We start from the raw sequence: 23,451 nt of genomic DNA, 5'->3' as shown, positions 1-23,451 counted from the left end.
CCTAGAGATAGCAGATTGACAAAACAGGACAACCGGTCTGTTTTAGAACAGGATGATCATCCTGTTTTGGAGCCGAGCGATGAACCTGCTCGTGAATTCGCCGCCGAAATCCGACCTTGACGACTCGCCTGTCGTCGAACTCAGGCAATATGTGCTGAAACCCGGCCAGCGCGAAACGCTGATCGGCATCTTCGACGGCAAGCTGATCGCGGGCCAGGAAGACGCCGGCATGACCATCATCGGCCAGTTCCGCGACCTCGATCGTCCCGACATGTTCGTCTGGCTGCGCGGCTTCGACGGCATGGTCGCGAGGAAGGATGCCTTGGCCGCCTTCTATGAAGGACCGGTGTGGGCAGCCTGGCGCGACGCCGCCAACGCGACGATGATCAATTCCGACGACGTGCTTCTGCTCAAACCGGCATGGCCTGGCGCTGGCTTCGACCTGTCGGGCACGCGGCGTTTCCTCGATTACGAAAAGCCGAGTAGTGACAGCCACTTGAAGCGTATTGTTGTGATCCGGATTCATCATTTGAGACCCGGCATGGAGACCGGTTTTGCCAGAGACTTCGAAACCGAAGCCGTTCCGATGCTCGATGCGTTCGGCGCAAAACTGCTCGGCGCCTTCATCAGCGAGCATGCCGAGAACAGTTTTCCGCGCCTGCCGGTGCGGGCTGGCGAAAACGTCTTCATCAGCGTCACCGGTTTCGACAGCATCGAGGCCCATGCACGCCATGAGGCAGCGCTTGCCGCCGCGCCGGCATGGCAAGCGCTGCAATCAGGCCTGGCCAGGCCGATGGAAACGCTGCGCCTTTCGCCGACGGCACAATCGCTGCTAAGGTAGCGACCGCCCGTCAGGCCCTCGCCCTGAATTTTCCGGCAATAGCCTTGGCGACAAACGCTGGGTTTTCCCAATGCGGATTGTGGCCGCAGCCCTCAGCCCGAACGAAGGATGCATGGGGAAGAGCACGCAGCAACGTCTGCTGATGCGCCTCGCCGAACAGTGGGTCGCGAGCGCCGCCGATGACTAGCGCATCATGCCGCACGTTCCGCGCTTTATCGGTCAGATCGGCGCCGCGAAGCTGTTCCAGGATCGCACGCCAGCGTGCCGCGAGCATCGCCGAAGCGTCCTCGGCCATACTGGCGAGGAACGCCTGCGGCACGTCGGGCCGGCATGCGTGCCAATAGGCATAGAACGGGTCGGCCGGCGAGATCGGGTCGCGCAAAGCCTGGACACCGACCACCATAGGATGATCGTCAGAAATCCCAGGCTTCAGCGTGCCGGCCAGCAGCACCAATCCTCCGATCAGCCCCTTGTGCCGGACTGCTGTCTCGATCGCGACCATGGCGCCAAGCGAATGGCCGACGAGGATCGGCCGATCGAGCCGCAACTGTCCGATCAACCCGGCAAGGTCGTCGGCGAAGTCGGCAGGGCTGAAGCCGCTCGTCCCCGCTTGCGAGGCGCCGTGGCCGCGCAAATCCGGTATGATCAGCCGACGGCCGGCCAGATGCGGCGCCAGCAGCGAAAAGCTGCGGCTTGTGTCGGTAAAACCGTGAGCCAGCAACAGTGCCGGTTCCGTGCCGCCGATCTCGACACAGGCCATGGCAAGGCTACCGACATCGACCAACCGCTTGCGGCCGGCCCAGCCTTCCTGCCCGGCTACACCTTCCTGTCCAGCCTCTGCTTCCAATCCGGCGAAGCTCACAGGCCGAGCTTTTCCTTGACCGCGGCAATCCCGGGCTTGCCGTCGAAAGTGGTGACGCCGGCGAGCCAGGCATCGAGCCGGCCTTTGTTCAGCGTGATCGCCTTCAGCCCCGCCTCTTCCGGCTTCATGCCGTCATTGATCAAATAGCCCATGCCGACATTCTCGAAATCAACATCGAAAGTGAGGTTCTTCAGCAGCTGTCCGGCATTCGGGCACTGTTCGAGATAGCCCTTGCGCACCTGCGTGGTCACCGTCGCCGCGCCGAGATTCGGTCCAAAAAACTTGTCGCCACCGGTCAGATATTTGAAGTCGTACATCGTGTTCATCGGATGCGGCGCCCAGCCCTGGAAGACGATGAACTGCTTTTCCTTTATCTCGTAGCCGACCTCGGACAGCATGCCGGCTTCGCTCGACTCGACGACTTGCCAACCGTCGAGGCCCAGCGACGGATCGGCAATGGCATCCATCATCAACTGGTTCGAGCCGGGCTCGATGCCGTACATCTTCTTGCCGAACTTGTCGGCGAACTTGTGCAGGTCGGCGAAATCCTTGACGCCGGCATCCCAGACATAGGTCGGCACGGCGAAGGTGTATTTGGCACCTTCGAGATTGACGCGCGCATCCTCGACCGAGCCGTCCTTCTTGTAGGGCTCATAGTAGGTCACCATCGCCGGGTCCCAATAGCCTAGGAACAGGTCCAGGTCGTTGTTCTTCATGCCTTCGTAGATGACGTTGATGCCGAGCACCGAGCTCTGCGGCTGATAGCCAAGCGCTTCGAACAGGACATTGGCGACCCCGGTGGTGAAGGCGAGATCGGCCAGCGCCAGTGCGATCAAGGACACGCCAATTCCAAGGATGCGACACATTTCGATATCTCCTCTTGTCCATTCGGACTGACAATTATCCCTTCGGTCAATTCTTGATCTTGGCGGACGAAAATGTCAATCTGCAATCTTGAAACACCGGATCATCTCGTGAAGCTCAGCCGCATCAGCGACATTCGCCGCAAGGAACTGCGGCAGGCGGCCTTCGCCGTCCTCCAGCGTGAAGGCATTGCCGGCGCGACGCTGGAAAAGGTCGCTGCCCATGCCGGCGCGTCGAAGGGCATCGTCCTGCACTACTTCCGCAACAAGCAGGAGCTGTTCGAGCATGCCATGCGCGAGGCCAACGCGGTGTTGCGCGATGCGGTGATCGCGCGGCTCAGCCGGGCGCGCACGCCGATGCAGCGGCTTGACGCGGTGATCGAGGGCAATTTCGAGCCGCATTTGTTCCAGCCGTCCATCTGCCATGCCTGGCTTTCGCTCTGCGCGGAGGTGCCGCGCGACGCGACGCTGGCGCGCATCCAGAAGGTGATCCATGCGCGCATGCGCTCCAATCTTCTGTCCGGCCTGCGCGGCCTCGCCGCGACCCGCGATGCCGATGACATCGCGTTCAGCGTCACCGCCTTGATAGATGGGCTGTGGCTGCGGCTCGGCCTGCAGCCGGGCAGCGTTACGCGCGAACAGGCGATCCGCCAGGTCAGGGATCATGTCGCGGCGCGGCTGGCCTATCGGGAAGCCTCGCCGCTCGGCGGATGAACAGGCCGATCCGCCTGCCGAAGTTAGCGGCGCGCAAGCGGCGCGGGGGCGGCGGCGAGACGATTTCCGCCGACCTTGCCACATCAGCAGGCATCGATGCCGTGGTCGAGCATGTCAGGCATAGCAGCGGGCCGCTCGATATCCTCGTCAACAATGCCGGCGTGGCCTTCCTGGTGCCATTCGAGAGCGTTAGCGAGGACCAGTTCCAGCAATCCTTCGCGCTCAACGTGACGGCGGCGTTCTTCCTCACCCAGGGCTTGCTGCCGCATCTCGCTGCTGCCGCCTCCATCATCAACATCTCGTCCTATTTCGCCAACAAGATGATCCCGAAGCGGCCGTCGAGCCTCTATTCGCTGTCCAAGGGCGCGCTGAATTCGCTGACCAAATCGCTGGCCTTCGAGATTGGCCCGCGCGGCATCAGGGTCAACGCGATCGCGCCGGGTACCGTCGATACCGCGATGCGGCGCAGGACGGTCGACAATTTGCCGACGGCAGCGCAGGCCGAACTCAAGGCCTATGTCGAGCGCAGCTACCCGCTCGGCCGCATCGGCCGGACCAGGGACCTGGCCGGCATCGCCGTCTATCTGGCGAGCGACGAGGCAGCATGGACCAGCGGCGGTATTTTTGCGATCGACGGTGGCTATACGGCGGGGTGAGGAGTTGCTTATCTCCCCCCTCGAGGGGGAGATGGCCGGCAGGCCAGAGGGGGTCGTCTCGCGCGGATCGCCGGCATCCTCCGTCCACAATAGGGAGTCGCGTCAGGACGTACCGACCCCCTCTGGCGCCTTTGGCGACATCTCCCCCTCAAGGGGGGAGATCGCAGCTTCTTCAACCGATTTGCATCATTCCCGCCTGCAATCTCCGCTTGAAGCCTTTTGTGCAACGCGATACGCCGTTGCCGAATTCGACAGACCGGAGAGACAAGTGAGCGCGCCAAGGACCAGAACTGAAACCGATACATTCGGTGCCATCGAGGTCGCCGCCGACCGCTACTGGGGCGCGCAGGCGCAGCGCTCGCTGTGGAATTTCAAGATCGGCTGGGAAAAGCAGCCGGTCTCGATCGTCCGCGCCCTGGGCATCGTCAAGCGCGCGGCCGCCGAAGCCAATATGGAGCTGACGCGGCTCGATCCGGCGATCGGCAAGGTGATCATCGAAGCCTCGCAGGAGGTCATCGACGGCAAGCTCAACGACCACTTCCCGCTGGTCGTCTGGCAGACCGGCTCAGGCACGCAATCCAACATGAACGCCAATGAGGTGATCTCCAACCGGGCGATCGAACTCTTGGGCGGCGTCATGGGGTCGAAAAAGCCGGTGCACCCCAACGACCATGTCAATATGAGCCAGTCGTCGAATGACACCTATCCGACGGCCATGCATATCGCCTGCGCCGAGCGCATCGTGCATGACCTCCTGCCGGCGCTGAAGCATCTGCACAAGGCACTGGACGCCAAGAGCCGCGCATTCGCCCATATCATCAAGATCGGCCGGACCCACACGCAGGATGCCACTCCCCTCACCCTCGGCCAGGAATTCTCGGGCTATACCGCGCAAGTCGCCTCGTCGATCAAACGCATCGAAATGACGCTGCCCGGCCTGCAGGAACTGGCGCAAGGCGGCACGGCCGTCGGCACCGGCCTCAACGCGCCGATCGGCTTTGCCGAGAAGGTGGCGGATCGCATCGCCACCATTACCGGCATCGCCTTCGTCACCGCGCCGAACAAGTTCGAGGCGCTGGCGGCCCACGATTCCATGGTATTCTCGCATGGCGCGATCAACGCCTGCGCTGGCGCCCTGTTCAAGATCGCCAACGACATCCGTCTGCTCGGCTCCGGCCCGCGCTCCGGCCTCGGCGAACTGTCGCTGCCGGAAAACGAGCCCGGCTCCTCGATCATGCCGGGCAAGGTCAACCCGACCCAGTGCGAGGCGTTGACGCAGGTCTGCATCCAGGTGTTCGGCAACAATGCCGCGGTGACCTTCGCCGGCAGCCAGGGTCATTTCGAGCTCAACGTCTACAACCCGCTGATGGCCTATAATTTCTTGCAGTCGGTGCAGCTTCTGGCCGACGCCTCGATCTCGTTCACTGACAATTGCGTCGTCGGCATCGAGGCGCGTGAGGACAACATCAAGGCGGCGCTCGATCGCTCGCTGATGCTGGTGACGGCGCTGGCGCCGACCATCGGCTACGACAACGCCGCCAAGATCGCCAAGACCGCGCACAAGAACGGGACCACGTTGCGCGAGGAAGCGCTGGCCACGGGGCTGGTCAGCGAAGCGGACTACGACCGGTTGGTGCGGCCGGAAGATATGACGCATCCGGGGTAAGCTAGTATCGTCAATGTAACCATGTGAACGATCTGTCGCCAGATCGACGTCTTTGGTGAACAGTCAGGCTCCTCTATCTGGAAAGAGATTGCAACCTTCCGGAGAGACCCGCCATGTCCATCAACACTTCAGTTGCCGCTTCCGGCACCACGTCCAACAATTCCCTGACGATCCTGCTCGGCCGCATCCTGCTGGCCGTCATTTTCCTGCTTTCCGGTTTCGGCAAGCTCACCGCCATTGCCGGCACCGCCGGCTATTTCGGCAGCCTCGGCCTGCCGCTGCCGACCGTAACCGCCATTGTCGTCGGGCTGATCGAGCTGCTCGGCGGCCTTGCCATCCTTGTTGGCTTCCAGACGCGGATCACTGCCTGGGTGCTCGCCATCTTCACCGTCGCCACTGGGCTGGTCGCCCACACAGGCTGGGCCGATCAGATGCAGATGATCAATTTCATGAAGAACCTGGCGATTGCCGGCGGCTTCCTCGTACTGGCTTCCTCGGGCGCCGGTGCGCTCTCGGTCGACGCCAGGCGCGGCTGAAGCAGACCGGAAATTGTCTATGGCAAAAAGGGCGTGGAATTTTCCGCGCCCCTTTTTCGTTGTCCATGCATGCGTCCCGACCAGCGGTGTCTGCTAGACTGGTGACCGGAACAGGCCGACCGGCCGATGACAACGGAGGTGACCATGCCCCGTAATGTGCTGCTTCTCATTTCCCGGCTGCTGCTTGCCGCGCTGTTCGTCCCTTCGGGTTTCCTTGCGCTTGCCGACATCGCCGGTACCTCAGGCTATTTTGCCGGGCTCGGCCTGCCGCTGCCGACGCTCGTTGCCTGGGCAACGGGGCTGTTCGAATTGATCGCCGGGCTCGCCATCCTCGTCGGTTTCAAGACGCCGATCGTGGCGCTGCTGCTCGCCGCCTTTTGTATTGCCGCCGGCTTCATCGGCCATTACGGCCAAGGCGGCGGCGATCCGACGCTGACGTTCCTGCATACACAGATACTGATGAAGGACATCGCCATAGCAGGCGGTTTTCTGGCGCTGGCAATGGCGGGCGCCGGCGCCTATTCGGTCGACGGCCGAGCGTTCGGAGTCGGTGCCGACGTCACGTGACCGAAACGGCCTGCTTCACTGAAACGACCTATTTCACCGAAACACTGGGGCCGCCCTCGACCGCCAGCACCAGCCGGCGGTTGGTCACTCTCGCCAGTTGCGCCAGCCGGCCGGCCGGCCGCTCGCCGTAAAGATCGGCCAGCGGCGCCGGCAGCACCAGCGCCAGCGCTCCATTGGGGCGACTTTCCCATTTCAGCCGCGGCATGATGCCAGGCATCGCCGCGGTCAGCAGGTAGACGACGCGCATCGTGGCGGCCAGCACTCGGGCGCGCTCGAGATAACGCGGGCTCGCCAACGCCTTGATTTCCGGCGCGATGGATTCGTTGAAGATGCCGTCGTGCCGATAGGCATTGGTCAGCGCCAGGAAAGCGCGGCCGGGATGGTCGACGCCGATGAAGGAGGCGTGGGCAATGATGTTGAGCGACTGCCTGCCGCGATATTCGGGATGCGCGCGCCAGCCGATGTCGGCAAGCAGGCAAGCCGCCTGCCGGTAGCGCGTCTCGTTCTCGGTTTCGTCCAGGCCGAAGGCGGCAAAGGTCTTGCCCGTCCATTCGACCAGCTCATGCGCATGGGTGACCGAGCGCGAGCGCAGCCGGGCGAGTTCCTCCGAGGCGGAAATCAGCGGATCGGCCCGCTGCTCGGCCTGTTCGAGCAACGAATAGAGAAAGCCTTCGCGCACGCCCAGCGCCGAGACGATGATCCTGGACGGCTGCATCGCCGCCATGATCTCCTGCAGCACGATGGCGCCATAAGGCAGCAGCGAGCGGCGGTTCTTCGAGACGCCCTCAATGCCCTTCACCTTCTCGATCTCGCCCTTGGCCACCTGCTTGAGGAAATTGGCGGCACTGTCGATGCCGATCTCGTAGTGGTGCATGACGGCAAGCGGATAGTTGGTCATTTCCATGTGCAGCCGGGCGAGGTTTCGCCAGGTACCGCCGACCGCATAGAATGGCCGGCCTTGCCCGCCTTTCAGCAATCTCGCCTTCGCAAGCTCGTCGCGCGCGATCTTGGCCGCCTGGGCCAGCGAATTCTTCGCCATGTCCTGCAAGCGCAGGCCGCCCAGCGGCAGCGTGATGCCGTCGCCGATCGCCTCGCCTTCGACGTCGACCAGTTCAAGGCTGCCGCCGCCAAGGTCGCCGGCAATGCCGTCGGCCGGATGGAAGCCGGAAATGACGCCAAGCGCCGAATAATGGGCCTCCTCGCGCCCGCTCAGCACCTGGACCTCGGTCTTGAGCACGTCTTCGGCGCGGTGGATGAAGTCGGGACCGTTGACCGCTTCACGGGCGGCGGCGGTCGCCAGCACATACATGCGCTCGGCGCCGGCCTGTTCGGAGAGCGCGCGGAAACGCCGGAACTCCTCCATGGAGCGCGTCACGCCCTCGGGGTCGAGCTTGCCGGTCGAAACGATGCCGCGGCCAAGGCCGGCAAGCATCTTTTCGTTGAACAAGGTGGTTGGAGAGCGCGCCAGCCCCTCATAGACGACAAGACGGATCGAGTTAGACCCGATGTCGATGATGGACAGCGGTCGGCGGTCTTGAAGCCGGCCCTGGGATGCTGAAATCATCAGCTGGTCGCTGCGCCGTTTTTCTTGCGGCGCTTGAACTGCGCGATGCGCTTGGGCGCATGCGATTTCAGCGCATCGCCCCGTCCGGAAAGGCTCGGATTGGTCATGAAATATTCCTGCGCGTTGAACGGTTCCTCGCCCTCCTCCAGCACAACGCGCCGGGAGGTTCCGTCAGCCAATACGTCGAAACTTTGCTGGTTGTCCATGATATTGCCCAGCATGATCTGGCCAAGAACCTGCTCATGCACAGTTGGATTGGTGATCGGCACCATGGTCTCGACGCGACGGTCGAGATTGCGCGGCATCAGGTCGGCCGAGGAGATGTAGATGATCGCCCCATCCGACGGCAGGCCATGGCCGTTGCCGAAACAATAGATGCGGCTGTGCTCGAGGAAACGGCCGACGATCGACTTGACCCTTATGTTTTCCGACAGGCCCGGCACCTGCGGCCTCAGGCAGCAGATGCCGCGCACGACGAGGTCGATCTCGACACCGGCGCGGCTGGCATCATAGAGCGCGTCGATGATGATCGGATCGACGAGCGAATTCATCTTCATCCAGATGCGCGCCGGGCGGCCTTCCAGCGCGTGGGCAATCTCGTCGGAAATGTGCTTGAGGATGCGGTTGCGCAGCGTGAAGGGCGAGATCGCCAGACGCATCTCCTCGGCCGGCTCGGCATAGCCGGTGATGAAATTGAACAGCTGGGCGACATCGCGGGCGATCGTCGCATCGGTGGTGAAGAAGGACAGGTCGGTGTAGATGCGCGCGGTGACCGGATGGTAGTTGCCGGTGCCGAGATGCACGTAGTTGCGCAGCTTGCCGTCCTCGCGCCGGACCACCAGCGACATCTTGGCGTGGGTCTTCAGTTCGAGAAAGCCGAACACCACCTGGACGCCGGCGCGCTCGAGGTCGCGCGCCCAGCGGATGTTGGCTTCCTCGTCGAAGCGGGCCTTGAGCTCGACCAGCGCCGTCACCGACTTGCCGGCCTCGGCCGCGTCGACCAGAGCGCGCACGATCGGGCTGTCGTTGGAGGTGCGGTAGAGCGTCTGCTTGATCGCCACCACTTCCGGGTCGGCCATCGCCTGGCGCAGGAACTGCACAACCACGTCGAAGGATTCATACGGGTGGTGAACAATGATGTCCTTTTCGCGGATGGCGGCGAAACAGTCGCCGCCATGCTCGCGGATGCGCTCGGGGAAGCGCGGATTGTAGGGCCTGAACTTGAGATCGTCGCGGGGAACGGCAACGATCTCGGAAATCTGGCTGAGCGCCAGCGGACCGGTGAGCACGCTGACGCGGCTCGACGAGACGCCAAGCTCGCCGGCGACGAAGTCGCGCAGTTCGGCCGGCATCAGCATGTCGAACTCGATGCGGATGACCGAGCCGCGGCGGCGGCGTTTCAGCGCCGTCTCGAACAGGCGCACGAGATCCTCGGACTCCTCCTCGACCTCGATATCGCTGTCGCGGATGATGCGGAACGTGCCGGAACCCTTGACCTCGTAGCCGGGGAACAACTTGCCGATATAGAGGCCGACCGCCTCTTCGAGCGGAATGAAACGGACAAGATTCTTGCGGTCCGGCAGACGGATGAACCGCTTCAGCGCCACCGGCAGGCGCAAGAGCGCGCTCATCTGTTCGCCATTCTTGCGATGGCGCAGTTGCAGCGCCATCGAGAAGCCGAGATTGGGGATGAACGGGAACGGATGCGCCGGATCGATCGATAGCGGGGTCAGCACCGGGAAGACCTGCTCCTGGAAGTGGTCCTCCAGCCAGGTTTTTTCGTCCTTGGTCAGGCCATCGCGGATGATGCTCTCGATGCCTTCCTTGTTGAGCAGCAGCATAAGTGCTGAAAGGCTTTTCTGCTGGTCCTCCTGCAGGCGCTCGACCTCGCGCAGCAACTGTTCGAGCTGCTGCTCGGGGGTGCGGCCGTCCGGGCTCTTCAGCGTAATGCCCTCGCGCACCTGGCCGGCGAGACCGGCGACACGGACCATGAAGAACTCGTCGAGATTGGCGGCTGAGATCGACAGGAAGCGGACGCGTTCCAAAAGCGGATGATTGACGTTCTGCGATTCCTCAAGAACGCGCCGGTTGAATTGCAGCCAGGAAAACTCGCGGTTGACGAAGCGGTCCGGGTTGCCAGCTTCCGGATGGACCACCGCGACATTGGTGAATTCGCTCTGCACCGGCTTCAGTTCGTTCATGGTTCCTGCTCTTTTCACCCGCTTGCCGGCGCAACTTATCCTCTGACAGGCTTTTGCGACAGTTTCATTTCATCGATCTTGCAAACAGACTGGTTATGATCCAGATGCAATTGCACGATATGAAGGAGACGACGATGGCAGGCGGTTCCATTCCCCATTTCCAGAACGATGCGGGCTATCCGACGATCGACATCGGTGTCAAGGAATTCATGTGCACCGGCGCCAACCCGCCTTTCGACCATCCGCATGTGTTCCTCGACATGGGTGACGACAATGAGAAAGTCTGCCCCTATTGCTCGACGCTCTATCGCTATTCGCCAAAGCTGAAGGCGACGGAAACGCAGCCCGCGGGATGCCTGTATATCGACCTGGCCGCCTGAAGCGCCTGCCACGCCCCCCTCTGCCACACCAATGGACGACACGCGGTCCCGGCAGGTCCTCATCGCCGGGGCTGGCATTGCCGGATTGACCGCGGCACTGGCATTTTCCGAGCGCGGCTACCTGGTGCGGCTGTTCGAACAGGCTGAGCGCATCGAGGCGGCCGGCGCCGGCATCCAGCTTTCACCCAATGCGACGCGCATCCTTCGCCAGCTCGGCGTGCTCGAACGGCTGCTGCCGGCGGCGGTGCGGCCGGAAGCGGTGGTGCTCAGGGATGCCGCCACCTTGCGCGAGCTGGCGCGGGTGCCGCTTGGCGAAGCAGCCGAAAGGCGCTGGCAGGCGCCCTATCTCGTCGCTCATCGGGCCGATCTGCAAGGCGCGCTGATGGCGCGCCTCGCCGAACAGCCGGATATCAGCCTCGTCACCGGCGCGCGCGTCGGCGGCGTCGTCCCGGGGCCGCACCATGTCACGGCGATGGCCGAGATTGCCGGCAAAACCGTGGAAGCCGGTGGCTTTCTGCTGATCGGCGCCGATGGCGTCTGGTCGAAGATCCGCGACCTCGGCGCTTTGGCCAGGAGCGGGTCGGCCAGGAACGCAGCTTCCGCCGCAGGCGCCTCAAGCCGGTTTTCGGGCGAGCTTGCCTGGCGCGCCACGATCGACGCGGAGAGCGCTGCCGGAGAAGCTTTCGCGGCGGTCGGCGCCGCCAACTGCGTGACCACATTCCTGCATCCCGGCTTCCACATGGTCGCCTATCCCGTCAGCCGTGGCAGGGCATTCAACCTGGCCGCCTTCACAGCAGGTGAGACCATGGCCGAGAGTTGGTCCGGCCACGCCGACCCCAATATCCTCGCCGGCGCCATGCGCGGCACGGCTGCCGCGCTGGCCCGGCTTGTCGAGGATGCCGGCCCGTGGACGGCGTGGCCGATCCATACGGTTGACCAGCGCCAGCCCTGGACGACGCCCGCCGGCATCGCGCTGATCGGCGACGCGGCGCATGCGATGACGCCGTTTGCGGCGCAGGGCGCGGCGATGGCGATAGAGGACGCAGCAACCCTTGCCGGTCTTGTCGCCGCCTCGCCCGCCGATCCAGCGGCCGCGCTTGCGGCCTGGGAAAAGATGCGGCGGCCGCGCGTCGCCAAGGTCGCCCGCCGCGGCGCGCTCAACCGCCTCGCCTGGCATGCTGTGGGGCCTGTGGCGGTCGCCCGCAACCTGTTCCTGAGACTGCGCTCGCCGGAAAAGCTCGCGGCGGATTTGGACTGGCTTTATGGGTGGAACCCGGACGCTCTACAGTTTAGGTCGTCGGCGTAGCGATCCTTCCCACCCCCCCTCTCTGTCCTGCCGGACATCTTCCCCGCAAGGGGGGAGATTTGCAGCGTCACTTTCGGCGCCTTTGCGCGCGAACGTTAGACATTGGCGAAGGCCGTCGCGACATCCGATCTCCCCCCTTGCGGGGGAGATGGCCGGCAGGCCAGAGGGGGGTGCTGTCCCTCCGGCATCAAAGGTGCCGCGAGGAACCTATCAATTATACAGCCGCATCGACAGGCCAAGCGAGGCCGGCAGCGGGTTCCACCAGCCTGTGCGTAGGCCGGCGGTGCGCAAGGCCGCCGCCGTCCAGGTGTTGCAGCCGATCAATGCGTTGAAGCGGCCGTTCGCCTCGTAGAAGCGGTCGAAACGGGAATAGGCGGCATTCTCGATCACGATCGGACCGTTCGGCCCTTGCTGGAAACTTGCCGCGATGAAGTCGAGCAGCGCCGCAAAACGCTCCTCGCCGACATCGAAGCCGGCGACATCAGGGTGCGGCTCGGCGATGTTGCCGGCGACATCGACATGCATCACCGAAGCGTCCGATGTCAGCGCCTTCATCACCGGCACGGCTTTCAGCTCCGACCAGGTTGGCGTCTCCAGGTAGAAGGCGCGGCCGCCCCAGCCGAAGACGATGTAACGGACCTCCGCCGCATCGGCCGGAATGCCGGCATCGACCAGGAAACCGAAGCGCCGGCGCACGTCGTCGTCGACAGGAATGGCGATATCGGTGTGGATCGGGTTCTTCAGCACGAGGATATGCCGCGTAGTGGCGGGATTGGCGACGGCCGCTTGCCATAGCGGCCGCGGCACCAGCGTGCCCAGCGTCACGGCAAGCACGATTGCCGCCACCAGAATGGTGATGAAACGCCCGAGCTTTTTCATGAGGGACGGCCTTGCGATCTGGCCGCGACGCGACGGAGTGCGATCGCCGGCACGCGATCAGAACGCAAAATAGCCCGGCCAGGGTTCGGCCGGGCTCTTTCGATCTGCATGAGACCAATCAGTGCAGGATCTGCGACAGGAACAGCTTTGTGCGCTCGTGACGCGGATGGTCGAAGAACTCGGCCGGCGTGTTCTGCTCGACGATCTGGCCCTGATCCATGAAGATCACCCGATTGGCGACCTTGCGGGCAAAGCCCATCTCGTGGGTGACGCAGAGCATGGTCATGCCCTCTTCGGCCAGCCCGACCATCGTCTCCAGCACTTCCTTGATCATTTCCGGGTCGAGCGCAGAAGTCGGCTCGTCGAACAGCATGATGCGCGGGTTCATGCACAGCGAGCGGGCGATGGCCACACGCTGCTGCTGGCCGCCGGAAAGCTGTCCCGGATATTTGTGGGCCTGTTCCGGGATCTTGACGCGCTTGAGGAAGTGCATGGCGATCTCGTCGGCCTGCTTCTTCGGCGTCTTGCGCACCCAGATCGGCGCCAGCGTGCAGTTCTCCAGGATGGTCAGATGCGGGAACAGGTTGAAGTGCTGGAACACCATGCCGACCTCGCGGCGCACCTCGTCGATCTTCTTAAGATCGTTGGTCAGTTCCTTGCCATCGACGATGATCTTGCCCTTCTGGTGCTCCTCCAGCCGATTGATGCAGCGGATCATGGTCGACTTGCCCGAGCCGGAAGGCCCGCAGATGACGATGCGCTCGCCGCGCATCACCTTCAGATTGATGTCCTTCAGGACATGGAATTCGCCGTACCATTTGTGCATGGCGATGATGTCGATGGCGACATCGGTGGTGGAGATATGCATCTTGGCGGCGTTGACCTTGATCTCTTCCGCGCTGACGGCATTTTCTGTGGCCATGGCAGGATCCCCTTGTTCTTTTGTTTAGCGTTTGTGGCCGGTATCGAGCCGGCGTTCCGTGTACATTGAATAGCGCGACATGCCGAAGCAGAACAGCCAGAAGACGAAGGCGGCGAATATCAGGCCGGACCTGGCCGTCTGCGGCGTTGCCCAGTTGGGGTCGGAAAAGTTCTGCTTGACGATGCCGAGCAGGTCGAACATCGAGATGATGATGACCAGGCTGGTGTCCTTGAACATGCCGATGAAGGTGTTGACGATGCCGGGAATGACCAGCTTCAGCGCTTGCGGCAGCACGATCAGGCCCATCTTCTGCCAGTAGCCGAGGCCGAGCGAATCCGCGCCCTCATACTGGCCCTTCGGGATCGCCTGCAAGCCGCCGCGTATCACTTCGGCCATATAGGCGGCGGCAAACAGCGACACGCCGATCAGCGCCCTGAGAAACTTGTCGAAGGTGACGCCGGCCGGCAGGAACAGCGGCAGCATGACGCTGACGAAGAACAGCACGGTGATCAGCGGGATGCCGCGCACCGTCTCGATGAAGATGATGCACAGCATCTTGACGATCGGCATCTTCGAGCGCCGGCCGAGCGCCAGCACGACGCCGAGAGGCAGCGAGACCGCGATGCCGACGAAAGACAGGCTGAGCGTCACCAAGAGCCCGCCCCACCGCGAGGTCTCGACATGCGGCAGGCCGAACATGCCGCCGACCAGCAGGACGAACGAAATGATTGGCAGCACCAGGAACAGCAGGATGGCGTTCAAACCCTTGCGCGGCACGCGCGGGATCAGCATCGGCACCAGCAGCGCCACGAACAGGATGGCGACCAGGATCGGCCGCCAGCGTTCCTCGATCGGATAGGTGCCGAACATGAACTGGCCGAACTTGGCGTTGACGAAGGCCCAGCAGGCGCCGCTCCAGCCATCCGACTGGATGCCGCCCTGCGCCACCGTGGCGCAGACGGAGCGGTCAGGCCCCGTCCACTGGGCATTGATGAAGGCCCAGTTGATGACCTGCGGCAGGATCATCGCGACCAGTGCGATGCCGATGATGGTCAGGATGGCGTCGCCGACCGAACCGATCAGGTTCGTGCGCACCCAGGCTCCCATGCCGCGCACGCTAGCCGGCGCCGGCTGTGCCAGCGCCATTTCGGTGCGCACCCAGGACATGTCGTGTTCCTGCATGGCCTTACCTCTCCACCAGTGCCATTCTGGCGTTGACCACGTTCATGACGGCCGAGGTCACCAGGCTGAGTATGAGATAGACGGCCATCATGATCAGCACGCCCTCGACCGCCTGGCCGGTCTGGTTGAGCACGGTGCCCGCCGTGGCGGTCAGGTCCGGATAGCCGATGGCGATCGCCAGGGAAGAATTCTTGGTCAGGTTGAGATACTGGCTGGTCAGCGGCGGAATGACGATGCGCATCGCCTGCGGAACGACGACCAGCCGCAGGATCGAACCCGAGCGCAGCCCAAGCGCCGCGGCGGCTTCGGTTTGCCCCTTGCTGACGCCCCTGATGCCGGCGCGCACGATCTCGGCGATGAAGGCCGCCGTATAGCAGGACAGCGCCAGGTAAAGCGACAGGAATTCGGGGCTGACCTGGAAGCCACCGGTCAGGTTGAAGGTCGATTGCTTTGGATAATCAAAGCTCAAGGGGAAGCCGCTCAGTGCATAGGCAAGCAGCGGCAGCCCGACGATCAGCGCGGCGGAAGTCCAGAACACCGGGAATTGCTGGCCGGTCGCCATCTGCCGCTGATGCGCCTTGCGGGCGACAAACCATGCCATGGCGATGCCGACAAGCAAAGCAACGAAGATCAGCCAGGAGCCGTCGCCCCATACGGCGCTCGGAAAATAGAAGCCGCGCTGGTTGAGAAAAGAGCCGAACGGCAGATTGATGCTGTCGCGTGGCGGCGGCAGCACCGCAAGCACCCCGGAATACCAGAAGAAGATGACCAGCAGCGGCGGGATGTTGCGGAACACCTCGACGTAGACCGTGCAGATCTTGCGGATCAGCCAGTTCTGCGAAAGCCGGCCGATGCCGACAATGAAGCCGATGATGGTCGCGGTGATGATGCCGACGACGGCAACGATCACGGTATTGATGAAGCCGACCAAAATGGCGCGGCCATAGGTCGAATCCGATGAATAAGCGATAGCGCTCTCGCTGATGTCGAAGCCGGCGCGGCCCTTGAGGAAGCCGAAGCCTGAAGCAATGTGCAGACGCGTCAGATTGGCAATGACGTTTTGGGCAATCCACCAGACGCCCGCCACCAGCAAGACGACGACCACCGCCTGGAAGAAGAGACTGCGGACTTTCGGATCGTTGACGAAGGAACCACGGCTTGGCTCCTCGCGAAGAATTTCCTGCGATGCCATTCGACCACCCTTCTGGCGACCATCCCCTGGAAAGAGAAACCGGAAGGCAGACGATCTGCCTTCCGGATCACATTTCGATCAGCGGATAGGCGGAGCGTATTGCAGGCCGCCCTTGGTCCACAGCGCGTTGATGCCGCGCGCGATCTTCAGCGGGCTGCCCGAACCGACATTGCGTTCGAACAGTTCGCCGTAATTGCCCACGGTCTTGACGATGTTGACGACCCAGTCGTTGGAGACGCCAAGATCGGTACCGATCTTGGTTTCGGCTTCCTGACCGAGCACGCGCTTGATCTCGGGATTGTCCGAGGCCTTCATCTCCTCGACATTGGCCTTGGTGATGCCCAGTTCCTCTGCCTGCAGCAGCGCGAAATAGGTCCATTTGACGATATGGTACCACTGGTCGTCGCCCTGGCGCACGGCCGGTCCGAGCGGCTCCTTGGAGATGATTTCGGGCAGCACGACATGGTCAGCCGGCGCAGCGAGCGTCAGGCGGATGCCGTAGAGGCCCGACTGGTCGGTGGTGTAGACGTCGCAGCGGCCTGCGTCATAGGCGGCGTTGACCTCGTCCAGCTTTTCGAAGACAACCGGGTTGTACTCCATCTTGTTCGACTTGAAATAGTCGGCAAGGTTGAGCTCGGTCGTGGTGCCGCTCTGCACGCAAACGGCCGCGCCGGAAAGCTGCAGCGCGGAATTGACGCCCGGCAGTTTCTTGGCGTTGATCATGAAGCCCTGGCCGTCATAGTAGGTGACGCCGATGAAGTTCAGACCAAGCGCCGTGTCGCGGTTGATCGTCCAGGTGGTGTTGCGCGAGAGGATGTCGATTTCGCCGGATTGCAGCGCGGTGAAGCGCTCCTTGGCGCTGAGCGGTGTGAACTTGACCTTGGAGCCGTCGCCGAAGACGGCGGCCGCGACGGCGCGGCAGAAATCCGCATCGATGCCTTGCCAGTCACCCTTGTCGTCCGGCGCCGAGAAGCCGGCCAGACCGGTTGAGACACCGCATTGGATGAAGCCCTTCGCCTTGACATCGTCGAGCGTGCTCGCCGATGCGGCCGAAGCCATCACTCCAAGCGTGGCGGCGCCGAGAATGCCGATTGCAATGTGTTTCATGACCCACAGACCCTTTTCTGTTGTCAGGCAAAGCCTGATCTTTTTCCCGTGTGAACGCAGCTCCGGTTCCGGCCCATTCCCGGAACCCCCGCATCGTAGCCGACGCGCTGCCTCCCATTCACAAACTGCATCGAAGGCGATTATTCCCGTGAGGTCAAGGGAAATGACCGAAACCGAAAGAGTTTGAAAACCAATTGCCTGAAATGCCTGAATTGCAGACAAACGCATCGGAAAGTAGCAAGCAACGCAAACGGAATTGGCAGAATCCGATCAGCGCCAATGCGGGTTTCCTTAAAGCGCGTCGCATTTGAACGGATTCATGCGACGCGTTTTAAGGTCTTGTTTTCATGCATGTCGTTATCGCAAAAACCGCTGCGCACTTTTGTGCGACATGCATTAGGGAATCCATCCTCCGGACCTACTCGGCATCACTGCCACATCGCCAAGAGAATTGGCGTATTCGAAGTCGGCTGCTTGGCCGATGCCGGGCGGTTGCACGACCCGTGCCGCCGCACTATGGCTAGCGCTTCACTACAGAGCGAAAGAGCAATGGCAAAAAACGGCGGCGACATTGGCATCAACACGCGGCTCGCCCACTCGGGCAACAATCCGCTCGACTATTTCGGCTTCGTCAATCCGCCCGTCGTGCATGCCTCGACCGTGCTCTATCCCAATGCGGCGGCGATGGCGGCGCGCAGCCAGAAATACACCTACGGCACGCGCGGCACGCCGACCACCGATGCGCTGGCCGCCGCGATCGACGCGCTGGAGGGTTCGGCCGGCACGATCATGGTGCCCTCGGGCCTGGCGGCGGTGATGGTGCCGTTGCTGGCCTTCCTGTCGTCCGGCGATCATCTCCTGATCGTCGATTCCGTCTATCACCCGACGCGCAATTTCGCCGACACGATGCTGAAACGGCTGGGCGTCGACGTCGAATATTACGATCCGCATGCCGGCGCCGGCATCGCGGCGCTGATCAAGCCCAACACAAGGGTGGTGTTCACCGAATCGCCGGCCTCCAACACGTTCGAGGTGCAGGATATACCGGCCATCGCCAAGGCAGCACATGCCGCGGGTGCGATCGTCATGATGGACAACACCTGGGCAACGCCGCTCTACTTCCGCCCGCTCGACCACGGCGTCGACATCTCGATCCACGCGGCGACGAAGTACCCGGCCGGCCATTCCGACGTGCTGCTGGGCACGGTGTCGGCCAACGCTGCCTGCTGGAAACAGCTTTGCGAAACCTTCTACACGATGGGCTGCTGCGCCGGACCCGACGACGTCTACCAGGTGTTGCGCGGCCTGCGCACGATGGGCGTGCGCCTCGACCACCATCAGCGCAGCGCGCTCGATATCGCCGGCTGGCTCGAGCGCCAGCCCGGCGTGGCGCGCGTGCTGCATCCGGCGCTGCCCAGCCATCCCGACCACGGGCTGTGGAAGCGCGACTTTTGCGGCTCCAGCGGCATCTTTTCGATCGTTCTCAAGGGTGGCGGCCAGAAACAGCAGCACGCCTTCCTCGATGCGCTCTGCATATTCGGCCTCGGCTATTCCTGGGGCGGCTATGAGAGCCTTGCGGTGCCGGTCTTCCTCGGCGACCGCACCGTCGCCAAGGGCCCCTATGACGGACCACTGATCCGCCTGCAGATCGGACTGGAGGATGTCGACGACCTCAAGGCCGATCTTGCCCGTGGCTTGGCGGCGGCGGCCGCCGGTTAGGGCGCCGGCCATGGCCGTTTGACGCCGGTGCCGCCCCGGTCCTGCGCCAGCGATGCCCTCCTCGCCTCATCCGGCCGCGCGATATGCGCCCACGAACCGTCATAGCTCGGCTCGCGCCGTGCGATCCAGGCATCCAGCCCTTCACGCAGATCGGCGGTCGGGGCCATGCGGGCGAACTGCTCGGTCTCGACCAGCAAGCCCTCGGCGATGCTCTGGTTGAGGCCACGCGCCACTGCCGTGAGGATGCTCGCGACCGCTGCTTGCGAGTGGCGGCCGATGCGACGGGCGAGATCGAGCGCCGCCGGCATCAGATCCTCATGCGGCACCACCTGGTTGACGAGACCGAGCTCAAATGCACGCCGCGGCGAGAATGCCTCGCCCGTCAGCAGCAATTCGAGCGCGCGCTTGCGCCCGGCCAGCCGCGGCAAGCGCTGTGTTCCGCCGAACGTCGGCGGCATGGCAAGATTGATCTCGGGCTTGGCAAACGACGCGCGCTCGCTGGCGATGGCGAGCGGCACCGCTTCGGTGATCTCGCAGCCACCGCCAAAGGCAAGGCCGTTGACGGCCGCGATGACGGGTTTGCGGAAGGCTTCCAGCCGCGCCGTCAGCCGCTGGCCGCGCATGACGAAGTCGCGCAGCGCGATATCGGCGCCGCCGGCAACGCTGGCGGAGAATTCGGGAATGTCGCCGCCGGCGGAGAAGGCGCGCTCGCCCGCGCCGGTGAGGACGACCGCGCGGACGGCATCGTCGACTTCAATGTCGTCGAGAACCGCAAGCAGCCGGTCGATCAGCGCGTAGTTCAAGGCGTTGAGTTTTTCGGGGCGATTGAGGGTGAGCACCGCGATCCCGTCGCGCGTTTCGCTCAGTACGAGGTCGGTCATCTCTTTCCCTTTCCGGCATGCGATGGCCGCAAAGGATCAGGTTCCTCATTGTATGTATATTCACTAGTCGGTATACATGGCAGCATGCCTGAAGCCACAAGTTCTACCCGCAAGCGCATTGTCGATGCCGCGACGAAGCTCTTCTATGGCGAAGGCATCGGCCGCGTCAGCGTCGACGCGGTGGCCGCAAAGGCCGGCCTCACCAAGCGCACGCTTTACTATCACTTCAAGAGCAAGGACGACCTGATCGCCGCCTATCTCGATGGCCGCGATCAGCCCAATCTGAAACAGATGGCCGGCTGGTTCGACGACGCCGAAGGCGGCGCGGACAAGAAGGTGGAAGCGATCTTCACCAATCTGGCGCGTGTGACCCGCCACCCCAAATGGAAAGGCTGCGGCTTCCTGCGCACAGCGGCGGAACTGGCCTCGATGCCCGGACATCCCGCGGTCAAGGCCGGGGCGCGGCACAAGACCAGGTTCGAGACATGGCTGGCCGGCGAACTGTCGAGCCACGGCATCAGTGAGCCGCAAATGCTGGCGCGCGAGATCGTGCTTCTCATGGACGGCGCCTTCTCGATCATGCTCATCCACCGCAATCCCGACTATGTCGAAGCGGCCGGGCATGCCGCCGCAATGCTTGTGCAGGCAAGATCCGGCGCGCCTAATACGCCAGCCACGCCGTTCCGGCGAGCAACGTGACCAGCGTCAGCGGCAGGCCGACCTTGAAGAAGGCGCCGAAGGAGAGCGGCGTGCCGGAAACCCGCGCCTGCTCGGCGACGATCAGGTTGGCGACTGAGCCGAGCAACGTGAAATTGCCGGCCAATGTCGAGCTCATGGCCACCACCAGCCAGGCGCGCTCGGGGTTTTCGAGGCCGGGAATGAACGGCCGCAGCGCCAGCACCGCCGGCACATTGCTCATGATGTTGGACAGCACCGCGGTGAAGCCGGACAGCCGCCAGACATCGCCCAGTCCGAGGTCCTTTGCCGAGGCGACGATGTCGGGCGTGAGCAGCGTCTTTTCGGCGCCGGCGACGACGACGAACAGGCCGGCGAACATGAACAGCAGCGGCCCATCGATCTCGCGGTAGATGCGCGACGGCTTGATGGCGCGGGTGACCAGGAGGATGGCGCCACCGATCAGCGCTGCCTTGGCGACAGGAACCCCGGCAAAGAAGGCGATCGCCAGCCCGACGCAGACGACCGACGCTTTCAGCACCTGACCCGGCAGCATGCGGCCGCGATAGACTTCGGGGCTGAGCTCGGTCTGGCGCGCGAATTCGGCCCGGTAGACGATGCGCACGATGACGATGACGGCGACGAGGCCGAACAGCGCCACCGGCGCAAGTGCAGCCGAAAAGGCCGGATAGGAAATCCCCGACAGTGCGCCGATGACCATGTTCTGCGGGTTGCCGGTGATGGTGGCGACGCTGCCGCAATTCGACGCGGTGGCCGTGGCGATCAGGTAGGGAACCGGGTTGCGGTTGATAACGCGGGTAACGTGGACGACGATCGGCGCCATGACCAGGCAGATTGCGTCGTTGACCAGGAAAGCCGACAAGAGACCGGTCAGCACTGTCACCATGACCAGCAGCATGAAGGGTGCGTGCGCATGCTCGATGGCGACCGCGCCGAGCGCGCGAAAGGCGCCCGATATTTTCAGATGCGCGACGACGATCATCATGCCGAGCAGCAGCGTGATGGTGTCGAAGTTGATGGCGCGGTAGGCGTCCTCCATGCCGAGCGCGCCGATGCCGATCATCGCCGCACCGCCGAGCAGCGCGATGCCTGCACGATCGAGGCGCAGCCCGGGGATCCTGCCGATGGCAACGCCGGCATAGGTCAGGATCAGGATCAGCAACGCCGCCGCGCCCGTCAGTGTCATTCGCGGATCCACCCCGTTCAGATTGGCCGCCATTGGCGAGTACGGTCCACCCCTCTTCGACTGCGGACATGGAATGAACGCAAGCACATGAGGTGTCCGCGACGCCGAATCCTGTCCGCCGACCGGACGACTAGCGATATCCGAAAAAAGACAGGCTTCGCCAGCCTTTCCGGTGCAAATTGGGACACATGCGTCCGGAACGGACCTGAAGAGATTGGCGATCCCGACAGGATTCGAACCTGTGACCATCGGCTTAGAAGGCCGGTGCTCTATCCAGCTGAGCTACGGGACCGCTGCGCCGACCCATGGGCCGGCTGAAATCATGCGCCGGAATCAACTCCCGGCATTGCCGGTCAATGCGTCCAGGGCGTCCTGCGGTCATAGCGGAAATTCTCCGCATAGGAAATCTGGCGGCGCTTGGTTTCCTTCGGCTCCTCGACGCGGAAGGCGAGCCCCTCCTTCTGCGCATAGGCGACCGCCTCTTCCCTGGTGTCGAAGGTGAGCCTGATCTGGCTGCGCATGTCGCCCGACGTGGTATAGCCCATCAGCGGATCGATCTTCTTGCGCATCTCGGGATCGAATTCGAGCACCCAGTGGCCGGTCTTGGCCTTGCCGGACTGCATCGCGGTTTTGGCTGGGCTGAAAATGCGCGCGGACATGGCCACCTCGTTCTAACGTGCAGCGGCACCGCCGCTGTATGCCCCGTCATTACTGCGCAATGGCGTCGGCGGCAAGGTGGATGGTTTTCGTGTCGTCGGTTTTTGGACTTGCGTTGCCGGGCCGAAATCACTAGGCAACAGACCGTTCGGAGTGTAGCGCAGCCTGGTAGCGCATCTGGTTTGGGACCAGAGGGTCGGGAGTTCGAATCTCTCCACTCCGACCACTAACGCCTTTGTTTTTCTTGGATTTTCTCACTCGACGCTTCAATGTCTTTTCAAAACCAGAAGGTCCTGTGTCCAATTCTGTGTAACCCTCCAATCTTCGAATCGCTGCCTTCAGCTGTTCCGGGGACGTGTGAGAGTACCGCTTGACCATCGAGCTGGTCTTGTGTCCCAGCAAATCCATAGAGGGTATTTCTCCGGTCTCCGTCTGGTTCAGCCAGGACGCAAACGTATGTCTTAAATCATGAAATCTCACTCCCTCCAGCTTTGCTCGTGTCGTCACACCCTTCCACCAGGTCTTGGTGGTGGTGATATGGTTGTCCTCTTCGGTGTTGGTCGGTGATGGGAAAACCCACTGAGAGTTCGACCCTTTCTGTGTGTGCAAAAGTGCGCTACACGACCGATCGCTCAGGTAGATGATCTTGGTCTCGCCGTTCTTCGTCCGGTTCCACTCCTGGTTGCCGATGACAATCTCACGACGTTTGAAATCGATGTCTTCCCACTTCAGGCATTTCAGCTCTCCCGACCGCATGCCGGTGTCGACCGCGAGGTAGATAAAGAGCTTCTGATAGACAGCCGTGCAGGCGTCCAACAGCCTCTGGACCTCGTGCCCTCGGAGCCACTTCTTGCGCTCGACCGCCTCAGGAAGC

General features: G+C 63.0%; 22 protein-coding genes and 2 tRNA genes. 11 read left to right on the top strand and 13 right to left on the bottom strand.

Annotated features, from left to right (window positions below):
* Positions 1–79: 79 nt before the first annotated feature.
* Entirely contained in the window at positions 80–841 is a 762-nt protein-coding gene (locus MESS4_RS14885; RefSeq protein ID WP_006332128.1) for an NIPSNAP family protein, read from the top strand.
* Positions 842–851: 10 nt separating this feature from the next.
* On the opposite strand, the gene MESS4_RS14880 is transcribed toward MESS4_RS14885, so the two are convergent.
* Both MESS4_RS14880 and MESS4_RS14875 read right to left on the bottom strand, forming a co-directional pair.
* On the bottom strand, positions 852–1,703 hold the full coding sequence (locus tag MESS4_RS14880; RefSeq protein WP_006332127.1) for an alpha/beta hydrolase: 852 nt from the start codon (positions 1,701–1,703) through the stop codon (positions 852–854).
* A complete protein-coding gene (locus MESS4_RS14875) occupies positions 1,700–2,569 on the bottom strand; it encodes a glycine betaine ABC transporter substrate-binding protein (protein WP_006332126.1) in 870 nt (289 codons plus the stop codon). The genes MESS4_RS14880 and MESS4_RS14875 overlap by 4 nt, the downstream gene beginning before the upstream one ends.
* A gap of 72 nt (positions 2,570–2,641) precedes the next feature.
* Here MESS4_RS14875 and betI point away from each other — a divergent pair, with 72 nt between their 5' ends.
* From betI to MESS4_RS14850, 5 genes are all read left to right on the top strand, one after another.
* On the top strand, positions 2,642–3,280 hold the full coding sequence (gene betI, locus MESS4_RS14870; protein WP_081609740.1) for a transcriptional regulator BetI: 639 nt from the start codon (positions 2,642–2,644) through the stop codon (positions 3,278–3,280).
* Positions 3,277–3,936, top strand: a complete 660-nt coding sequence (locus MESS4_RS14865) for an SDR family oxidoreductase (protein ID WP_006332123.1) — start codon at positions 3,277–3,279, stop codon at positions 3,934–3,936. Before betI ends, MESS4_RS14865 begins: the two co-directional genes overlap by 4 nt.
* Before the next feature lie 268 nt (positions 3,937–4,204).
* Positions 4,205–5,602 (top strand): class II fumarate hydratase, encoded by a 1,398-nt coding sequence (gene fumC, locus MESS4_RS14860; RefSeq protein WP_006332122.1) that lies wholly within the window; start codon positions 4,205–4,207, stop codon positions 5,600–5,602.
* A gap of 113 nt (positions 5,603–5,715) precedes the next feature.
* Complete coding sequence (locus tag MESS4_RS14855; protein WP_006332121.1) at positions 5,716–6,138, top strand: DoxX family protein; 423 nt, start codon at positions 5,716–5,718, stop codon at positions 6,136–6,138.
* 144 nt (positions 6,139–6,282) lie between these two features.
* Positions 6,283–6,705, top strand: a complete 423-nt coding sequence (locus MESS4_RS14850; RefSeq protein ID WP_006332120.1) for a DoxX family protein — start codon at positions 6,283–6,285, stop codon at positions 6,703–6,705.
* A 28-nt stretch (positions 6,706–6,733) separates the two neighbouring features.
* On the opposite strand, the gene ppx is transcribed toward MESS4_RS14850, so the two are convergent.
* Both ppx and MESS4_RS14840 read right to left on the bottom strand, forming a co-directional pair.
* Complete coding sequence (gene ppx, locus MESS4_RS14845; protein WP_006332119.1) at positions 6,734–8,269, bottom strand: exopolyphosphatase; 1,536 nt, start codon at positions 8,267–8,269, stop codon at positions 6,734–6,736.
* Positions 8,269–10,470 (bottom strand): RNA degradosome polyphosphate kinase, encoded by a 2,202-nt coding sequence (locus MESS4_RS14840; protein ID WP_006332118.1) that lies wholly within the window; start codon positions 10,468–10,470, stop codon positions 8,269–8,271. The genes ppx and MESS4_RS14840 overlap by 1 nt, the downstream gene beginning before the upstream one ends.
* A gap of 134 nt (positions 10,471–10,604) precedes the next feature.
* Between MESS4_RS14840 and MESS4_RS14835 the strand changes: the two genes are divergently transcribed.
* Together MESS4_RS14835 and MESS4_RS14830 are read left to right on the top strand one after the other, a co-directional pair.
* Positions 10,605–10,850 carry a zinc-finger domain-containing protein gene (locus tag MESS4_RS14835; protein ID WP_006332117.1) on the top strand — a complete coding sequence of 82 codons (246 nt, stop codon included), beginning with the start codon at positions 10,605–10,607 and terminating at the stop codon, positions 10,848–10,850.
* 31 nt (positions 10,851–10,881) lie between these two features.
* Positions 10,882–12,156, top strand: coding sequence for an FAD-dependent monooxygenase (locus MESS4_RS14830; RefSeq protein ID WP_006332115.1), 1,275 nt, complete (start codon positions 10,882–10,884; stop codon positions 12,154–12,156).
* A 210-nt stretch (positions 12,157–12,366) separates the two neighbouring features.
* Here the strand turns inward: MESS4_RS14830 and MESS4_RS14825 are convergent, their stop codons facing one another.
* The 5 genes from MESS4_RS14825 to MESS4_RS14805 form a co-directional block, all read right to left on the bottom strand.
* Positions 12,367–13,035 carry a TIGR02117 family protein gene (locus tag MESS4_RS14825; protein WP_006332114.1) on the bottom strand — a complete coding sequence of 223 codons (669 nt, stop codon included), beginning with the start codon at positions 13,033–13,035 and terminating at the stop codon, positions 12,367–12,369.
* A 118-nt stretch (positions 13,036–13,153) separates the two neighbouring features.
* The gene (locus MESS4_RS14820) at positions 13,154–13,957 is read right to left on the bottom strand and encodes an amino acid ABC transporter ATP-binding protein (protein ID WP_006332113.1); all 804 of its coding nucleotides are present in this window, start codon (positions 13,955–13,957) and stop codon (positions 13,154–13,156) included.
* Between the two features lie 24 nt (positions 13,958–13,981).
* Positions 13,982–15,139, bottom strand: a complete 1,158-nt coding sequence (locus MESS4_RS14815; RefSeq protein ID WP_006332112.1) for an amino acid ABC transporter permease — start codon at positions 15,137–15,139, stop codon at positions 13,982–13,984.
* Positions 15,140–15,143: 4 nt separating this feature from the next.
* On the bottom strand, positions 15,144–16,331 hold the full coding sequence (locus tag MESS4_RS14810; protein WP_006332111.1) for an amino acid ABC transporter permease: 1,188 nt from the start codon (positions 16,329–16,331) through the stop codon (positions 15,144–15,146).
* Between the two features lie 78 nt (positions 16,332–16,409).
* Positions 16,410–17,438 carry an amino acid ABC transporter substrate-binding protein gene (locus MESS4_RS14805; protein WP_006332109.1) on the bottom strand — a complete coding sequence of 343 codons (1,029 nt, stop codon included), beginning with the start codon at positions 17,436–17,438 and terminating at the stop codon, positions 16,410–16,412.
* A 549-nt stretch (positions 17,439–17,987) separates the two neighbouring features.
* Here MESS4_RS14805 and MESS4_RS14800 point away from each other — a divergent pair.
* Positions 17,988–19,157 carry a cystathionine beta-lyase gene (locus tag MESS4_RS14800; RefSeq protein WP_006332091.1) on the top strand — a complete coding sequence of 390 codons (1,170 nt, stop codon included), beginning with the start codon at positions 17,988–17,990 and terminating at the stop codon, positions 19,155–19,157.
* Here MESS4_RS14800 and MESS4_RS14795 read toward each other — a convergent pair.
* Positions 19,154–20,038, bottom strand: coding sequence for a crotonase/enoyl-CoA hydratase family protein (locus MESS4_RS14795; RefSeq protein WP_006332089.1), 885 nt, complete (start codon positions 20,036–20,038; stop codon positions 19,154–19,156). The genes MESS4_RS14800 and MESS4_RS14795 overlap by 4 nt on opposite strands.
* 84 nt (positions 20,039–20,122) lie before the next feature.
* On the opposite strand from MESS4_RS14795, the gene MESS4_RS14790 reads away from it, so the two are divergent.
* Entirely contained in the window at positions 20,123–20,737 is a 615-nt protein-coding gene (locus MESS4_RS14790; protein WP_006332087.1) for a TetR/AcrR family transcriptional regulator, read from the top strand.
* Here the strand turns inward: MESS4_RS14790 and MESS4_RS14785 are convergent.
* The 3 genes from MESS4_RS14785 to MESS4_RS14775 form a co-directional block, all read right to left on the bottom strand.
* A complete protein-coding gene (locus MESS4_RS14785) occupies positions 20,700–21,920 on the bottom strand; it encodes an anion transporter (protein ID WP_036241372.1) in 1,221 nt (406 codons plus the stop codon). The two genes, MESS4_RS14790 and MESS4_RS14785, sit on opposite strands and share 38 nt — an antisense overlap.
* A gap of 215 nt (positions 21,921–22,135) precedes the next feature.
* Positions 22,136–22,212: transfer RNA gene (locus tag MESS4_RS14780), tRNA-Arg, on the bottom strand.
* A gap of 61 nt (positions 22,213–22,273) precedes the next feature.
* Positions 22,274–22,579, bottom strand: coding sequence for an ETC complex I subunit (locus MESS4_RS14775; RefSeq protein ID WP_006332084.1), 306 nt, complete (start codon positions 22,577–22,579; stop codon positions 22,274–22,276).
* A 147-nt stretch (positions 22,580–22,726) separates the two neighbouring features.
* Between MESS4_RS14775 and MESS4_RS14770 the strand changes: the two genes are divergently transcribed.
* A tRNA-Pro gene (locus tag MESS4_RS14770) sits at positions 22,727–22,803 on the top strand.
* Positions 22,804–23,451: the final 648 nt, after the last annotated feature.

The sequence above is a fragment of the Mesorhizobium sp. STM 4661 genome (assembly GCF_000359125.1).
Classification (GTDB): domain Bacteria; phylum Pseudomonadota; class Alphaproteobacteria; order Rhizobiales; family Rhizobiaceae; genus Mesorhizobium.
Note: the sequence above shows the minus strand (reverse complement) of the source record. Positions and strands in the feature narration are given on the sequence as shown.

What these genes read in the sequence shown, in the direction of transcription:
- MESS4_RS14835 (WP_006332117.1), top strand. Translation starts at nt 10,605, where the DNA reads ATGGCAGGCGGTTCCATTCCCCATTTCCAGAACGATGCGGGCTATCCG.
- MESS4_RS14795 (WP_006332089.1), bottom strand. Translation starts at nt 20,038, where the DNA reads ATGACCGACCTCGTACTGAGCGAAACGCGCGACGGGATCGCGGTGCTC.
- MESS4_RS14875 (WP_006332126.1), bottom strand. Translation starts at nt 2,569, where the DNA reads ATGTGTCGCATCCTTGGAATTGGCGTGTCCTTGATCGCACTGGCGCTG.
- MESS4_RS14885 (WP_006332128.1), top strand. Translation starts at nt 80, where the DNA reads ATGAACCTGCTCGTGAATTCGCCGCCGAAATCCGACCTTGACGACTCG.
- MESS4_RS14850 (WP_006332120.1), top strand. Translation starts at nt 6,283, where the DNA reads ATGCCCCGTAATGTGCTGCTTCTCATTTCCCGGCTGCTGCTTGCCGCG.
- MESS4_RS14865 (WP_006332123.1), top strand. Translation starts at nt 3,277, where the DNA reads ATGAACAGGCCGATCCGCCTGCCGAAGTTAGCGGCGCGCAAGCGGCGC.
- MESS4_RS14830 (WP_006332115.1), top strand. Translation starts at nt 10,882, where the DNA reads ATGGACGACACGCGGTCCCGGCAGGTCCTCATCGCCGGGGCTGGCATT.
- MESS4_RS14785 (WP_036241372.1), bottom strand. Translation starts at nt 21,920, where the DNA reads ATGACACTGACGGGCGCGGCGGCGTTGCTGATCCTGATCCTGACCTAT.
- MESS4_RS14810 (WP_006332111.1), bottom strand. Translation starts at nt 16,331, where the DNA reads ATGGCATCGCAGGAAATTCTTCGCGAGGAGCCAAGCCGTGGTTCCTTC.
- betI (WP_081609740.1), top strand. Translation starts at nt 2,642, where the DNA reads ATGTCAATCTGCAATCTTGAAACACCGGATCATCTCGTGAAGCTCAGC.
- MESS4_RS14805 (WP_006332109.1), bottom strand. Translation starts at nt 17,438, where the DNA reads ATGAAACACATTGCAATCGGCATTCTCGGCGCCGCCACGCTTGGAGTG.
- MESS4_RS14815 (WP_006332112.1), bottom strand. Translation starts at nt 15,139, where the DNA reads ATGCAGGAACACGACATGTCCTGGGTGCGCACCGAAATGGCGCTGGCA.
- MESS4_RS14820 (WP_006332113.1), bottom strand. Translation starts at nt 13,957, where the DNA reads ATGGCCACAGAAAATGCCGTCAGCGCGGAAGAGATCAAGGTCAACGCC.
- MESS4_RS14825 (WP_006332114.1), bottom strand. Translation starts at nt 13,035, where the DNA reads ATGAAAAAGCTCGGGCGTTTCATCACCATTCTGGTGGCGGCAATCGTG.
- MESS4_RS14855 (WP_006332121.1), top strand. Translation starts at nt 5,716, where the DNA reads ATGTCCATCAACACTTCAGTTGCCGCTTCCGGCACCACGTCCAACAAT.
- MESS4_RS14840 (WP_006332118.1), bottom strand. Translation starts at nt 10,470, where the DNA reads ATGAACGAACTGAAGCCGGTGCAGAGCGAATTCACCAATGTCGCGGTG.
- MESS4_RS14775 (WP_006332084.1), bottom strand. Translation starts at nt 22,579, where the DNA reads ATGTCCGCGCGCATTTTCAGCCCAGCCAAAACCGCGATGCAGTCCGGC.
- MESS4_RS14800 (WP_006332091.1), top strand. Translation starts at nt 17,988, where the DNA reads ATGGCAAAAAACGGCGGCGACATTGGCATCAACACGCGGCTCGCCCAC.
- ppx (WP_006332119.1), bottom strand. Translation starts at nt 8,269, where the DNA reads ATGATTTCAGCATCCCAGGGCCGGCTTCAAGACCGCCGACCGCTGTCC.
- MESS4_RS14790 (WP_006332087.1), top strand. Translation starts at nt 20,123, where the DNA reads ATGCCTGAAGCCACAAGTTCTACCCGCAAGCGCATTGTCGATGCCGCG.